12 protein-coding genes are annotated in these 12,788 nt (G+C 57.4%); 8 read left to right on the top strand and 4 right to left on the bottom strand.

Features of this window, described 5'->3' with window-relative positions:
* Positions 1–7 precede the first annotated feature (7 nt).
* Both E6W33_RS15040 and E6W33_RS15035 read left to right on the top strand, forming a co-directional pair.
* Entirely contained in the window at positions 8–1,645 is a 1,638-nt protein-coding gene (locus tag E6W33_RS15040) for a GMC family oxidoreductase (RefSeq protein WP_136418135.1), read from the top strand.
* Positions 1,646–1,648: 3 nt separating this feature from the next.
* Complete coding sequence (locus E6W33_RS15035; protein ID WP_136418134.1) at positions 1,649–2,611, top strand: alpha/beta fold hydrolase; 963 nt, start codon at positions 1,649–1,651, stop codon at positions 2,609–2,611.
* Between the two features lies 1 nt (position 2,612).
* Here E6W33_RS15035 and corA read toward each other — a convergent pair whose 3' ends face one another.
* Positions 2,613–3,578: a magnesium/cobalt transporter CorA gene (corA, locus tag E6W33_RS15030; RefSeq protein WP_136418133.1), complete on the bottom strand. Its 966-nt coding sequence runs from the start codon at positions 3,576–3,578 to the stop codon at positions 2,613–2,615.
* 165 nt (positions 3,579–3,743) lie between these two features.
* Here corA and E6W33_RS15025 point away from each other — a divergent pair, with 165 nt between their 5' ends.
* Positions 3,744–4,220 carry a fasciclin domain-containing protein gene (locus E6W33_RS15025; protein ID WP_136418132.1) on the top strand — a complete coding sequence of 159 codons (477 nt, stop codon included), beginning with the start codon at positions 3,744–3,746 and terminating at the stop codon, positions 4,218–4,220.
* Between the two features lie 52 nt (positions 4,221–4,272).
* Here E6W33_RS15025 and E6W33_RS15020 read toward each other — a convergent pair whose 3' ends face one another.
* Positions 4,273–6,261, bottom strand: coding sequence for an SDR family oxidoreductase (locus E6W33_RS15020; protein WP_136418299.1), 1,989 nt, complete (start codon positions 6,259–6,261; stop codon positions 4,273–4,275).
* Between the two features lie 209 nt (positions 6,262–6,470).
* Here E6W33_RS15020 and E6W33_RS15015 point away from each other — a divergent pair, with 209 nt between their 5' ends.
* The 5 genes from E6W33_RS15015 (at position 6,471) to E6W33_RS14995 (ending at position 10,671) form a co-directional block, all read left to right on the top strand.
* Positions 6,471–6,989 carry a phasin family protein gene (locus E6W33_RS15015; protein WP_136418131.1) on the top strand — a complete coding sequence of 173 codons (519 nt, stop codon included), beginning with the start codon at positions 6,471–6,473 and terminating at the stop codon, positions 6,987–6,989.
* A 125-nt stretch (positions 6,990–7,114) separates the two neighbouring features.
* The gene (locus E6W33_RS15010) at positions 7,115–8,368 is read left to right on the top strand and encodes a patatin-like phospholipase family protein (RefSeq protein ID WP_136418130.1); all 1,254 of its coding nucleotides are present in this window, start codon (positions 7,115–7,117) and stop codon (positions 8,366–8,368) included.
* Between the two features lie 77 nt (positions 8,369–8,445).
* Entirely contained in the window at positions 8,446–9,111 is a 666-nt protein-coding gene (locus tag E6W33_RS15005; RefSeq protein ID WP_136418129.1) for a TetR/AcrR family transcriptional regulator, read from the top strand.
* 10 nt (positions 9,112–9,121) lie between these two features.
* Positions 9,122–9,895, top strand: a complete 774-nt coding sequence (locus tag E6W33_RS15000) for a hypothetical protein (protein ID WP_136418128.1) — start codon at positions 9,122–9,124, stop codon at positions 9,893–9,895.
* A 182-nt stretch (positions 9,896–10,077) separates the two neighbouring features.
* Positions 10,078–10,671 (top strand): TIGR00730 family Rossman fold protein, encoded by a 594-nt coding sequence (locus tag E6W33_RS14995; RefSeq protein WP_136418127.1) that lies wholly within the window; start codon positions 10,078–10,080, stop codon positions 10,669–10,671.
* 56 nt (positions 10,672–10,727) lie between these two features.
* On the opposite strand, the gene E6W33_RS14990 is transcribed toward E6W33_RS14995, so the two are convergent.
* On the bottom strand, positions 10,728–11,897 hold the full coding sequence (locus E6W33_RS14990; protein WP_136418126.1) for a tetratricopeptide repeat protein: 1,170 nt from the start codon (positions 11,895–11,897) through the stop codon (positions 10,728–10,730).
* On the bottom strand, positions 11,894–12,787 hold the full coding sequence (locus E6W33_RS14985) for an AAA family ATPase (protein ID WP_136418125.1): 894 nt from the start codon (positions 12,785–12,787) through the stop codon (positions 11,894–11,896). The genes E6W33_RS14990 and E6W33_RS14985 overlap by 4 nt, the downstream gene beginning before the upstream one ends.
* Position 12,788: the final 1 nt, after the last annotated feature.

Here is a 12,788-nt window from a genome sequence, read left to right as displayed (position 1 = left end):
TGACGCCATGACCAATACTTCAACGAGTCCCATCGCAGATCCGATTCAGGCAGGACTGGCATCCGGCTGGAAAGTCATCGACGCCTCCACGCTCACCGACAACCGCACGATCGAAGCCGATGTAGTTGTCGTCGGCACTGGTGCAGGTGGTGGTGTGACAGCGGAAATTCTTTCGCTGGCGGGATTGAATGTCCTCCTGATCGAGGAAGGCCCACTCAAATCCTCGAAAGATTTCAAGATGCGCGAGGCGCAAGCCTATCCTGCGCTTTACCAGGAATCGGCAGCGCGCAAGACCAGCGACAAGGCCATCAACATTCTGCAGGGCCGTGCGGTCGGCGGGTCAACCACCGTCAACTGGACGTCCAGCTTTCGCACTCCCAAGACCACATTGAATTATTGGCAGAAGACGTTTGCGCTGAATGATTATTCGACAGATGCGCTGGCGCCATGGTTTTCGATGATGGAGAAGCGGCTGAATATCGATACCTGGCTGATCGCGCCAAACCGGAACAACGAACTGCTCAAGCAAGGCGCAACCAAACTCGGCATTCCTGTTGCCGCGATACGGCGCAATGTAAAGGGCTGCTGGAACCTCGGCTATTGCGGAATGGGCTGTCCGACCAATGCCAAGCAGTCGATGCTGATTACCACAATTCCCTCCGCGCTGACCCATGGCGCGACTCTGTTGACGCGCACACGTGCCGACAAATTTTCGTTCAAGGGGGACAAGGTTGACGGGCTTGCCTGCGTTGCACTCGACGCAAGCGGACTTGCTCCGTCCGGCAAACTGATCAATGTGCGCGCCAAACATTATGTCGTGGCCGGAGGCGCGATCAATTCTCCGGCGCTGTTGATGCGTTCTCAAGCCCCTGACCCCAATGGATTGCTGGGCAAGCGTACCTTCCTGCATCCGACGATCATTTCTTCGGCACTGTTTGAGGATAAGGTCGAAGGCTTTTCGGGAGCGCCGCAAACGGTATATTCCGACCATTTTCTTGAAACCCAGCCGATCGACGGTCCCATCGGCTACAAGCTGGAAGCACCACCGCTCCATCCCTTGCTGTTCGCCTCCACCATGCAAGGTTTCGGCACACCGCATGCCGCGACAATGAAGCAGTTCGCGCATGCGCATGCCTTGCTGGCGCTGCTGCGTGACGGCTTCAACGAGCAGTCATCCGGCGGCACCGTGCAATTGAGGAACGATGGATCGCCGGTGCTCGATTACCCGCTCACAGATTTCATTTGGGACGGCGTCAAGCGTGCGCTGCTGACCATGGCGGAGATCCAGTTTGCCGCCGGTGCAAAAACCGTCTATCCGGTCCACGAAATGGCAGAATCCTATACCGATTGGTCATCAGCAAAAAAGGCGATTGAATCCTTGCCCTACAAGCCGCGCATTGCGCGCGTGGTGTCCGCGCATGTCATGGGCGGGTGTACCATGTCGGATGATGCGAAACTCGGCGTCGTCAGCTCCGGCGGGCGCTATCACGGTGTCAGTAATTTATCGGTACACGACGGTTCGCTGTTCCCGACATCCATCGGGGCCAATCCGCAACTCTCGATCTATGGCATCACCGCGCGCCTGGCAAGTACGCTGGCGGCCCAACTGACCGGCAAACCGGCGCCGACGCCCAGCGCCGCATGAAACATGATCGTACGCATTACACGACTGCTGCTATTGATTCAACTTCTGGCCGGCATCGGGATCTATCTCCTGGCGAGAAACGCTTTGCGTGTCGATCCTCCGGCGCTTGCGGGAGCACTGAGTCTCGCAGCCGTTCTCCTGGTGCGTCTGATCATCACAGCCAACAATTTCGCGCTTGCGTGGCGGTATCGCAGTGAGACACCGGTGCACTATCGTATCGGCTGGTGGCAGGCATGCAAGTTGTTCCTCGGAGAATACCGTGCAACCATGACGGCGTCCTCATGGACCATGTCGTTTCGCACATTTTCCCGCTACGACGCGACACATCCGTCCGGACTGCCCGTATTGCTGATTCACGGCTACGGGTGCAACAGCGGCTACTGGCATCCGATGAGCAAGGTGCTGCGCGCGGCGGACATCACTCATCACGCGATTGACATGGAACCAGTGATCGGCAGCATCGATGACTACGTTCCCTTGATTCACCGTGCTGTTGAGCGGCTATGCCAGGAGACGCAGCAAGACAGAATCGTAATCGTTGCTCACAGCATGGGCGGATTGGCAGCTCGCGCCTACTTGCGCGACCACGGTTGCCGCCGCATCGCTAAACTCATCACCCTCGGCACGCCGCATCATGGGACCGCGCTGGCCCACTTCGGCGTCGGGGTGAACACTCATCAGATGCGCTGGACGGCGGCCGAGCAGGAAGGGCTCGCCAGCGAGTGGTTGCGTAAGCTCGCAGCCAGCGAGGATCCTTCCTGCTATCGCCTGTTGGTGTCCATCTACTCACACCAGGACAATATCATCTCGCCGCAAAACTCCTCGCATCTGGAGGGAGCCAAAAATATCGAGTTCCATGCGGTCGGTCATGTCGCCTTGGGGTTTGATCCACGCGTCCAGGCCCAGGTAGTGCAGGAAATCCGCAGCGCGGCAACACCCGTTTCGCTTGCCGCCGCAAGCGCCTGATTCAGAGCCATCCTGATTTTCTGAAACGCCGGTACAGATATCCGCATACGAGCGCAACCACAAGAATCGCCGCCGGATAGCCATATCGCCATTTCAGCTCCGGCATGACTTCGAAGTTCATGCCCCAGATACCGAAGAATGCGGTGGCTACCGCAAATATGGCAGCCCATGCAGCCAGTCGCTTGTTCACTTCGCTTTCGTCGATGGTGACCATCGACAGGTTCACCTGGATCGCCGTGCCGATGGTGTCGCGGATGTTATCGATCGAGGTGTTGATGCGATAAAGATGGTCATACACGTCTCGAAAATATTCCTGCGTACTCATGCAGATGCGCGGAACGCGCCCTCCGTACAACTTGGAGACGGCCTCCATCAAGGGAAACACGGCGTGCTTCAAGACCATCACTTTGCGCTTGAGCTGGTACAGGCGCTCGATGTTGGCGCGCTCGGAACCCTTGACGAATATTTGCTCCTCCACCATTTCGAGTTCGGATTCGAGTGCATCGATGACCGGGAAATAGCGATCCACCACTGCATCGATCAGCGCATAGAACACGAAGGCAGCACCCTGCTTCAGCATGTGCGGCTCGCGCTCGCATCGCGCGCGCACATCCAGCAAGCCATGTTCGCTCTTGTTCCGTATCGACAGGACGTAATTTTCCTCGACGAAGATGTCGAGCTCGCCGACACGCAATTCGCCATCGTTCATTTCAATCGTGTGAACCACGCCAAACAGGGAGTCGCCGTATTCCTCGATCTTGGGGCGCTGGTGACCATGCAGCGCGTCTTCAACCGCCAGCTCATGCAGCTTGAACTGATCCTGCATCTGCTTGACCTCGTCCGGCTCCGCATCCTTCAACGCCACCCAGACGAAACAACCAGGGCGGTGAAGAAATTCGCCGATTCGCGGGACAGGAACCTCGGCCAGCCGTTTCCCGTCCTGATACGCAACGCAATTGATGAGCATGAATAACATCTCCGAATAGCCGTGTCGCAACAAGCATAGCGCGATTTGAACTTTTCCGGCCTGATAACGACTGACATCAGTAATGCCGGCGCGCGAGGCCTGTCTCGGCGTCACTATTACCGCAATACAAAACCATTCGTATTCCCCGAAGACAAGGAGTGTGTAATGAAGCATCCCTTCGTTGCAATTGTGTCGGCTATTGCATTGACGCTGAATGCCTCTCAAGCTCTCGCTGCGGACCTGGTTGATACAGCCACGACGTCGGGCACATTCAAGACTTTTCTTGCCGCAGCCAAAAAGGCCGGCGTGATCGACACGCTCAAAAATTCAGGGCCGTACACTGTATTTGCGCCGAGCGATTCGGCTTTCAAGAAATTACCGCCGGAAACCTTGAACTCACTGATGAAAGACAAGGCCAGATTGGCTGAGGTTCTCAATCATCATGTTATCCCGGGCAAGGTGGCGATCGCCGACGTCAAGCCGGGAAAGGTTGAAACAATTCAGGGCGACATGCTGACTTTGACGTCGGATAACGGCAAAGTGACCGTGGACAACGCCAATGTGATTCAAAGCGATATGATGGCCGACAACGGTGTGGTTCATGAAATCGACACCGTCGTCATTCCGGCGGAATTGCAGTGATTTCTTCCAGGTGTATTCGAGTGGCGGACCCGTTGCAGGCCCGCTACTCGCATCAGAAATGCACGCCGCGCAGCAACTGCTGCAGTGCGATCTGATCCGCACTCATCTGCACAGCCTTCTTGTCTCCATTCGCCGCTGCCGCATTTGAATCCGGGAACATGCGGAAGCTGGTATTCATAATGATCTGCGCGATGCGCGGCACCAGTGCGTGCATCACTTCGCCGAGAACACCCAGCCGAGTGGCAATACGAACCGGCTTGTCCACGATCGCCTGAGCGATCATGTCGGCGGCATCGTCCGGTGACAAGGTCGGGACATTTTGATAAATCCTGGTTGGCGCGATCATCGGCGTACGTACCAGCGGCATGTTGATCGTCGTGAACTTGATGTTCAGGTCCGCGAACTCGGACGCAGCGCAACGTGTCCACGCATCCAGCGCCGCTTTCGACGCGACATAGGCTGAAAAGCGGGGTGCGTTCGTCAGCACGCCAATCGACGAGATGTTGATCACATGTCCGCGCTTTTGCGCCACCATCTTCGGCAACAAGCCCATCGTCAGACGCAGCGCGCCGAAATAGTTCAGTTGCATGGTGCGCTCGAAATCATGGAACCGGTCAAAGCTCGACTCGATGCCGCGCCGAATCGAGCGGCCTGCGTTGTTGATCAGGACATCGACACCGCCGTGGTTCTCGATCAAGCGCTCGACGAAGCGGTCGCATTCGGTCATGTCGGCGACATCGACTGCGTAGGTAATCACTTCAAAGCCGCGGTCCTTGATTTCCTTCTTCGCCGCTGCAAGCTTGTCTTCATCACGACCGCAGATGATGGTGACCGCGCCCGCCTCCGCCAGCTTATGGGCCGCTGCGAGCCCGATGCCCGACGAGCCGCCGGTCACGAGCACCACCTTGCCGGCCACCTGCCCCCGCAGCGTGCGATCGATGAAAAGATCCGGGTCGAGGTTGCGTTCCCAGTAGTCCCAGATGTGATAAGCGTAATCTTCCAGGCGCGGACACTTGATGCCGCTGCCCTTGAGCGCGGCAGCCGCATCGCGATTGTCGAATCGCGTCGGGTAATTGATGAATTGCAGCAGATCATCCGGCAAGCCCAGATCCTTCATCACGGCGTTTCGCAGGCGGCGCACTGGCGTCAATGCCATCAAACCATTCTTGATCGAACGCGGGATGAAACCCAGCAGCGCGGCATTGATCCGCAAGCTCATGGTAGGGGCATGTGCAGCGCGAGCGAAGGTATTGAGTACATCGCCGACACGCATGGGGTCGGGATCGGTCAGATGGAAGCACTTGCGCTCCAGGTCGGGCTGGTGCGCGATGTAGTCCATGGCGTCAACGACATAGTCGACCGGCACGATGTTGATGCGGCCGCCTTCGAGGCCGATGGTCGGCATCCATGGGGGAAGCATCTGGCGGATGCGCTGGATCAGCTTGAAGAAGTAATACGGTCCGTCGATCTTGTCCATCTCGCCGGTGCGCGAATCGCCCACCACCATGCCCGGCCGATAGATGCGGTAGTCGCGCTTGTATTCATCGCGGACGATCTTTTCGGATTCATGCTTGGAGGCGAAATACGGATGCTCGAGGTTCTCGGCCTCCTCGAACATGTCTTCGCGGAAAATTCCTTCGAACAGACCGGCCGCGGCGATCGAGCTGACATGGTGCAGGCATCCGGCTCGGATCGCGCTGGCGAAAGCGATGGTGTTGCGCGTGCCTTCGATGTTGACCGCCATCTGTTCTTCGGCATCGGCCTTCAGGTCGTAAATGGCCGCGAGGTGGAAGAAGTGGTCGATGTTCCCGGCCAGATTCGTGATATCTTCCTTCGATACGCCAAGCTTGGATGCGCGCAGATCACCATATACTGGGATAGCGCGCGTCTTCGCGACGCCCCAGTATTCGAGCAGAGCAGGCACCTTTTCCATGCTCTCTTCGCGCATCAGAAAATAGACGACGCTGCCTTTGCGGGCGAGTAGTTTTTTGACGAGTCGCTTGCCGATGAACCCTGTGGCACCTGTGACGAAATACTGCATCTTCATCCCCTTTTTTGCTGAATTTACAAGGGTTCAATCATTGCAGGCCCGGCTATCATTAGCAAGCCGCCCGGCACCAAAGGGCGGTCATTTAGAACAGGCGCTCTACCGGTTTAGAATGCCATCTCGACTTTTTCATCTTAAACTGCATTCATCAAAAAGCGCGTCGGGCACACCGGCGAACGAGTTACTCACGAACGGAGAGCACAATGGTAAAGAAGCTGAAAGCACTGGCGAATTCTGACGACAAACAACTGGCCGACGCAGTGCGCACCTCTGCGCAGCAGATCTGGCAAGCCGGGTTGGGCGCATTCGCCAAGGCGCAGGAAGAAGGCGGCCGCGTGTTTGCGAAGCTGGTCAAGGAAGGCACCGAACTGCAGAAACGCACCCAGAAGCTCGCCAACGGCAAAGTCGGCGAAGTCACCGACACCGTCGCAAAGATGGCCGACAGCGTCAGCAAGCAAGCAGCCGGTTCCTGGGACAAGCTGGAAAAGGTTTTTGAAGATCGCGTCTCCCGTTCGCTGAAGACCCTGGGCGTTCCGACACAGAAGGATATCCAGACGCTGACCAAGCGCGTGGAAGAGTTGAGCAAGGCGGTTGCTACGCTGTCCGGCAAGAAACCTGCCGCTTCGCGCGCCGCGGCCAAACCGGCGGCGAAGAAAGTCGCTGCAAAACCAGTTGCTAAGAAAGCTGTCAAAACAGCTGCGAGAAAAGCCGCTGCCAAGTAACCAGGCAACGTTGCCGCGCTCCTTGCGCAAACCAAAGGGCTTGTGCTCAAACAGGCCCTTTTTAACGCCCGCTAGGCGCATCTCAGGTCGAGAAAACAGTTTATCAACGCCGGTTTCAAAGGCTTATGACATCCAAGCGAACTTCCAGGCCCGTTTCCCATACTCCTGTTTCCCGGCGCAAGGTCCGGAGTTCATCACCGCGCGTTGGCCTGGCACTCGCTGGCGGCGGCCCGCTTGGCGCCGTTTATGAAATCGGCGCCCTGGCCGCACTCGAGGAATCGATCGAGGGCCTCGACCTGAACGATGCCGCGATTTATGTCGGCATCAGTGCCGGTGGCATCATCGCGGCAGGCCTCGCCAATGGCATCACGCCGCATGACATGTGCCGCTTGTTTGTCGAAAGCGATGCCGGAGACAATGAAGAAGAACTGTTCAAGCCGGAAATTCTGCTCAGACCCGCATGGGAAGAGTTCAGCATCCGCGCAGCAGCATTTCCCGTCTTGCTTGTCGGCGGCCTTTACCACTATCTGCGGCGTGGCGGCAGATCCAGCATCGCCAGTTCGCTGGAACGCCTGAAGGCTGCCCTGCCGAACGGGATATTCTCCGGCGAAGGCATCCATGAATTCATGCAGCAGACATTTTCCAGTCAGGGGCGCACCAACGATTTTCGCGAACTCAAGCAACGACTGGTCATCGTCGCGACGGACCTCGATTCCGGCGAGCCGGTTCGATTCGGCCACCAGGATTATGAACATGTGCCGATCTCCAAGGCCGCACAAGCAAGCGCGGCGGTCCCGGGGCTGTTCCCGCCGGTCGAAATCGACGGACGCTATTATGTCGATGGCGCATTACGCAAGACGATGCACGCCTCCATTGCACTGGAAGAAGATGTCGATCTGCTGCTCTGCCTGAACCCCATCGTGCCCTACAACGCCCGCTCGCTCCACCCGGCAGGAAAACTTGCCCAGGGCGGATTGCTGTCAGTACTGTCGCAATCGCTGCGCGCCATCATTCATTCGAGGGTGGAAATCGGCCTGGCAAATTACGCGGTGACCTATCCTGCCTCGGACATCCTCCTGATCGAACCCAGCACCGAAGATGCCGACATGTTCTTCACCAACCTGTTCAGCTACAACAGCAGGCGTCGCATGTGCGAAAACGCTTACCAGAACACACGCATGATGCTCTGGCAGCGACGCAAGGAAATCGGGCCGATGCTTGAACGACACGGACTGCGGCTGAAACTTTCCGTCCTGCGCGACACCAGTTTGACGCTGGTCAAAAAGCCAACAAGCGACAAGGAAGATCGTTTCGGATTGAATCGCCTGAACGAGACTTTAGACGGCCTGGAAAGGCATCTGAAAATCGTTGCCGGCTAGTGACGGATCGCATTTGTGGAACGTTTCATCGGTGTTATGCTAGTGCAAAACCAAAACAGACTTGGGAGGCAACTAGCATGCAACACAAAGCCCCTCGGCGCACACGCGAGCGCATCCTCGAACTGTCACTCCGACTGTTCAACGAGTTTGGGGAACCGAATATCACCACCACCGTCATCGCCGAAGAAATGAACATCTCTCCCGGCAACCTGTACTACCACTTCCGAAACAAGGACGACATCGTCAATTCGCTGTTCGCGCAGTTCGAGGCCGAGATTGGCCGCATGTTGTCCATCCCGGAAGGCCGTCGTCCGAACATGGAGGACGTGTGGCTGTATTTGCATCTGAGCTTTGAACTGGTGTGGCGATACCGCTTCTTTTACCGGGATCTGAGTGATCTTCTCTCCCGCAATCGCAAGCTGGAATTGCATTTCAAGCAAATCCTCGCGCACAAGATCAAGGTTGCGAAGGAACTCTGCCTTGGCATGCGAGAAGACAGGGCAATGGAAGCGACGGATCAGGAAATCGAAGCGCTGGCGACCAACATTGTCGTTGTCGCGACCTACTGGCTGTCCTATGAATATGTGCGCAACCCGCGCAAATATACCGAACAGGAAGCGATGGCTGAAGCGCTCGCGCGCGGCTGCTATCAGGTGCTCTCGCTGATCGGTCCGTATCTGCGTGGCGAGACGCAGTTGCTGTTTGAAAAACTCGCGGAAGAATATCTAAAAAAACTTAAATAAGGACAATACTATGGCATGGAGCAAATTCCCCTATTCCGACGACGCGTACACCTACACCGCGGCAAGCCTCAAGAAGGCTTGGGCGCGCTTGCATGCGGGTGACGCCGAACCGTTTCCGAAAGACGCGGCGCTGGTAGAAGCATGGATCGCATTCCATGCCGGGGAATTTGAAAAGGCGGCCAAGCTCGGACTGGAGCAAGGAGTGAACGGGTATGCGGTTGCGAACAAGGCGACCGGCATCTATGCCAACTACCTGGAAAAATCCGAGAAAAAGAAGCTGGCGCTCTTCGAAGAAGTGGCGCAGCGCTGTGAGGAGCAGCAGAAGGAACAGCCGAAGAATCCGGCAGCCTGGTATTGGCACGCGTATGCATTGGGCCGCTATGCGCAAGGCATATCGATCGTGAAAGCGCTGTCGCAAGGCATCGGCAACAAGGTCAAGCACAGCCTCGACATGACCATCAAGCTCGCACCGAAGCACGCCGATGCGCATATCGGGCTGGGCACCTATCACGCGGAAATCATCGACAAGGTCGGGGCGATGATCGGCGGTCTGACCTACGGCGCCAAGAAAGAAGAAGGCATCAAGTTTTTCAAGGTCGCGCTCAAACTCAATCCCGACTCGGCGATTGGCAGGATCGAATACGCCAACGGCCTCGTCATGCTGGAAGGCAAAAAGAAAATGGACGAGGCGGTCAAGCTGTATGAAGAAGCCGCCGCATGCGAGGCGAAGGATGCCATGGAGCGGCTGGATGTAGAACTGGCTAAGGAAGAACTGGAAGATTAATCTATCCGGGCAGCATTGCCCGGGGGCTCTTCGGCCCGCCCATTTTGCGCACAATCCCAGAGAGCGCCCGATAAGATGCGTCGTGCAAGAGCATTTTATCGGGCGCTCTTATAATTGCTGAACGCGATCTTCTCGCACGCCCGGCACACCGTGTGTCCTGCCATTCTTGCCATTGGAGTTCCATGAAATCACTCTGCGTCTATTGCGGCTCATCCGTCGGCGCCTCGCCGGGGTATGCCGATGCTGCACGCCTGCTCGCCAAAGCCATGGTCGACGACAACATCGGTCTGGTGTATGGCGGCGGAAATGTCGGCCTCATGGGCGTGATCGCCGACGAGGTGATGCGTCTCGGCGGCGAAGCGACGGGAGTGATTCCCAAGGCCCTGATGGACAAGGAAGTCGGTCATAGCGGCCTGACGCGCCTGCATATCGTCAAGGACATGCATGAACGGAAAGCGTTAATGGCAGACTTGTCCGATGGATTCGTCGCAATGCCCGGCGGCATCGGAACGCTCGAAGAGCTATTCGAAGTATTTACCTGGGCGCAGCTCGGATTTCACGACAAGCCGATCGCATTGCTCAACGTGAACGGCTTTTACGATGGCTTGATCTCGTTTTTGCAGCATATCGTAAGCGAGCGCTTTCTGAGAGCCGAACAGGCCTCGCTACTGATTCACGAAGCGATGCCATCGGCATTGGTTGAACGGATCAAGACGTTCAGGCCGCAGTACCACAATAAGTTGCTTGATCCCGCCACTGCTGGAAAAGTGATCTGATGCCACAGGGCTGCCCCCTGTGCCGCGATGTCCGCAAGCCCACGGTGTGCGAGCTGTCAATGCTTGAGCTGACTTAACCTGCCCTCGACGAAGGCCTCCAGCTCCGGCGTCAGGCTATTGCTTGCCTTTGCGCGCTTGAATGCTTCCTGCGCGTCTGCAAAACGCTGTTCGGCTTGCAAGGAAATCCCCAAGCCCATCCACCAGACGCCATTTCGCGGTGACCTTTGTACCGCCTGCAAATAGTGCTCCACTGCCTGCTTGTGGCGCTCATCGCGTTGCAAGAGCGCCGCCAGAAATGCCTGATAGTCGCCATGATCGGCTGCAAACGGCAGTGTGCGTTCAAGGGTTTCGATGGCGGGCCGAAGCGCTCCCTTTTCCAATTGCAGGCGCGCTGCAATCATTGCCAGCCCCGGCTGTGCCGGATCCAGCGTGAGTCCTTCCCGCGCCTTGTTCAACGCGTCGTCCTGCCGCTTGCTCTCCAGGTACACGCCAATCAAGGCCTGGCGCGCGGCGACGTGTTGCGCGTCAAGCTGCAGCGCCTGTTCCAGGCCGGCGATTGCGTCCGCCGTTTTCCCCTGCTGGACAGCTGCGATCGCTTTGCGGTATTCATTCTCCGCGCGCTGTTGCGGTGTGAGCTCTTTGAACTGCTTGCTAATGGCGATCGGCGCTTCCGGCCCCGCTGGCTTGGCGATCGACGTTTCGGCCAGTTTTTTTGCAGCGGGCACTACCTTGGCCAATTCGGGAACGACGTTCATCGAGACCGATTTGCTTGATTCAACTGGCACAACAGGTTTTAGGGCGGGTGCCCGCTTCTCAGCCGGCGACGAGACAGGAACTATTGCCGTCGGCGACCTTGCTGGTTCCTTCGGCGGTTCCTCTTGCACGTTTGGCTCGCTGGAACCCTGTTCGGCCGCTACGGCCTGAATCGCTTGGTTGGTGATTTGACCGGCAGACGGGCTTTGAGAACTTACGAATACCGTATCCAGGTCACTGTCCAGCTTGAGCGGCAAGGACACGGCTTGCGACGGAGCCGCGGTCGGTGGCTGCAGAAATACCCACGCCAACACGCCGCTCAACACGCCTGCGAGCGCGAGTGCGACCCACCAGGCCGGATGAATGCCGCGTTGTTCGGGAACGGCCCGAACCTGCTGGCCGAACGGACTGGAGCCAGTCGTTTCGGAGCGGCGCGCGTCCAGCTCCTGCAACATCTGATTGATCAGGCTCATCGGAAAAACGCCCATCCCGCGCCGGTACTGGCGACAAGCAAGATGACTCCGCCAAGCCAGGCCCACGACCCGATCCCTCTTCGGGCTGCGCCGGTGTCGGTCGCCGCCGCCTTGATATGACGAGCGCCGACCTGCTGCTTGCCCTCGCCGAAGGTCAGCATCAAGGCTTTGTGCGAAAGGATGTTCACCAGCCGTGGAATCCCGCCGCTGGCCGCAAAAAGCGCTCTGATCGCGCCGCGATTGAACAGCCGGCTGCCGGAATAGCCGGCCACGCTCAGGCGGTGGGAGATATAAAACTCCATATCGTCTTTTGTGAGCGGCCCGAGGTGATAATGAAAAGTAATGCGTTGGTTCAACTGGCGAATCGCTTCCAGCTCCAGCTTCCTGTTCAGTTCCGGCTGGCCGAACATCACGATCTGAAGCAGCTTGCGCTTTTCGGTCTCGAGATTGGTCAGCAGCCGCAATGCCTCCAGGGTTTCGATCGGCATGGCTTGCGCCTCGTCAAGACACAACACGGCGTGCTTTCCCTCACGTGCCAGCACCAGCAAGCGATGGTTGATCGCTTTCAGCAGTTGATGTTGATCGACGTCCTTTTGCTGCGGAATTTCCAGTTCATCCGCAAGCGCAAGCATCAAGGTGCGTGGCTCAAGAAACGGATTGGGAATGTAGGCCGTGACAAAACTCTTGTCGAGCGTCGCCATGAATTTGCGGCATAAAAGCGTCTTGCCGACGCCGACCTCGCCGGTGATCTTGATGAAGCCTTCGCCATTCTTCGTGGCGACCAACAGCGTGTTCAGGGCTTCCTGATAATTGGAGCAGGCGAAGAAAAAACTGGTATCGGGTGTGATGCCGAAGGGCAGTTCACGCAGGCCGAAATGGGCTTTATACATG

Origin of the sequence: Herbaspirillum sp. ST 5-3, assembly GCF_004804275.1 — a bacterium.
Lineage (GTDB): Bacteria > Pseudomonadota > Gammaproteobacteria > Burkholderiales > Burkholderiaceae_D > Noviherbaspirillum.
Note: the sequence above shows the minus strand (reverse complement) of the source record. Positions and strands in the feature narration are given on the sequence as shown.

What these genes read in the sequence shown, in the direction of transcription:
- E6W33_RS15040 (WP_136418135.1), top strand. Translation starts at nt 8, where the DNA reads ATGACCAATACTTCAACGAGTCCCATCGCAGATCCGATTCAGGCAGGA.
- E6W33_RS15035 (WP_136418134.1), top strand. Translation starts at nt 1,649, where the DNA reads ATGATCGTACGCATTACACGACTGCTGCTATTGATTCAACTTCTGGCC.
- corA (WP_136418133.1), bottom strand. Translation starts at nt 3,578, where the DNA reads ATGCTCATCAATTGCGTTGCGTATCAGGACGGGAAACGGCTGGCCGAG.
- E6W33_RS15025 (WP_136418132.1), top strand. Translation starts at nt 3,744, where the DNA reads ATGAAGCATCCCTTCGTTGCAATTGTGTCGGCTATTGCATTGACGCTG.
- E6W33_RS15020 (WP_136418299.1), bottom strand. Translation starts at nt 6,261, where the DNA reads ATGCAGTATTTCGTCACAGGTGCCACAGGGTTCATCGGCAAGCGACTC.
- E6W33_RS15015 (WP_136418131.1), top strand. Translation starts at nt 6,471, where the DNA reads ATGGTAAAGAAGCTGAAAGCACTGGCGAATTCTGACGACAAACAACTG.
- E6W33_RS15010 (WP_136418130.1), top strand. Translation starts at nt 7,115, where the DNA reads ATGACATCCAAGCGAACTTCCAGGCCCGTTTCCCATACTCCTGTTTCC.
- E6W33_RS15005 (WP_136418129.1), top strand. Translation starts at nt 8,446, where the DNA reads ATGCAACACAAAGCCCCTCGGCGCACACGCGAGCGCATCCTCGAACTG.
- E6W33_RS15000 (WP_136418128.1), top strand. Translation starts at nt 9,122, where the DNA reads ATGGCATGGAGCAAATTCCCCTATTCCGACGACGCGTACACCTACACC.
- E6W33_RS14995 (WP_136418127.1), top strand. Translation starts at nt 10,078, where the DNA reads ATGAAATCACTCTGCGTCTATTGCGGCTCATCCGTCGGCGCCTCGCCG.
- E6W33_RS14990 (WP_136418126.1), bottom strand. Translation starts at nt 11,897, where the DNA reads ATGAGCCTGATCAATCAGATGTTGCAGGAGCTGGACGCGCGCCGCTCC.
- E6W33_RS14985 (WP_136418125.1), bottom strand. Translation starts at nt 12,787, where the DNA reads ATGTATAAAGCCCATTTCGGCCTGCGTGAACTGCCCTTCGGCATCACA.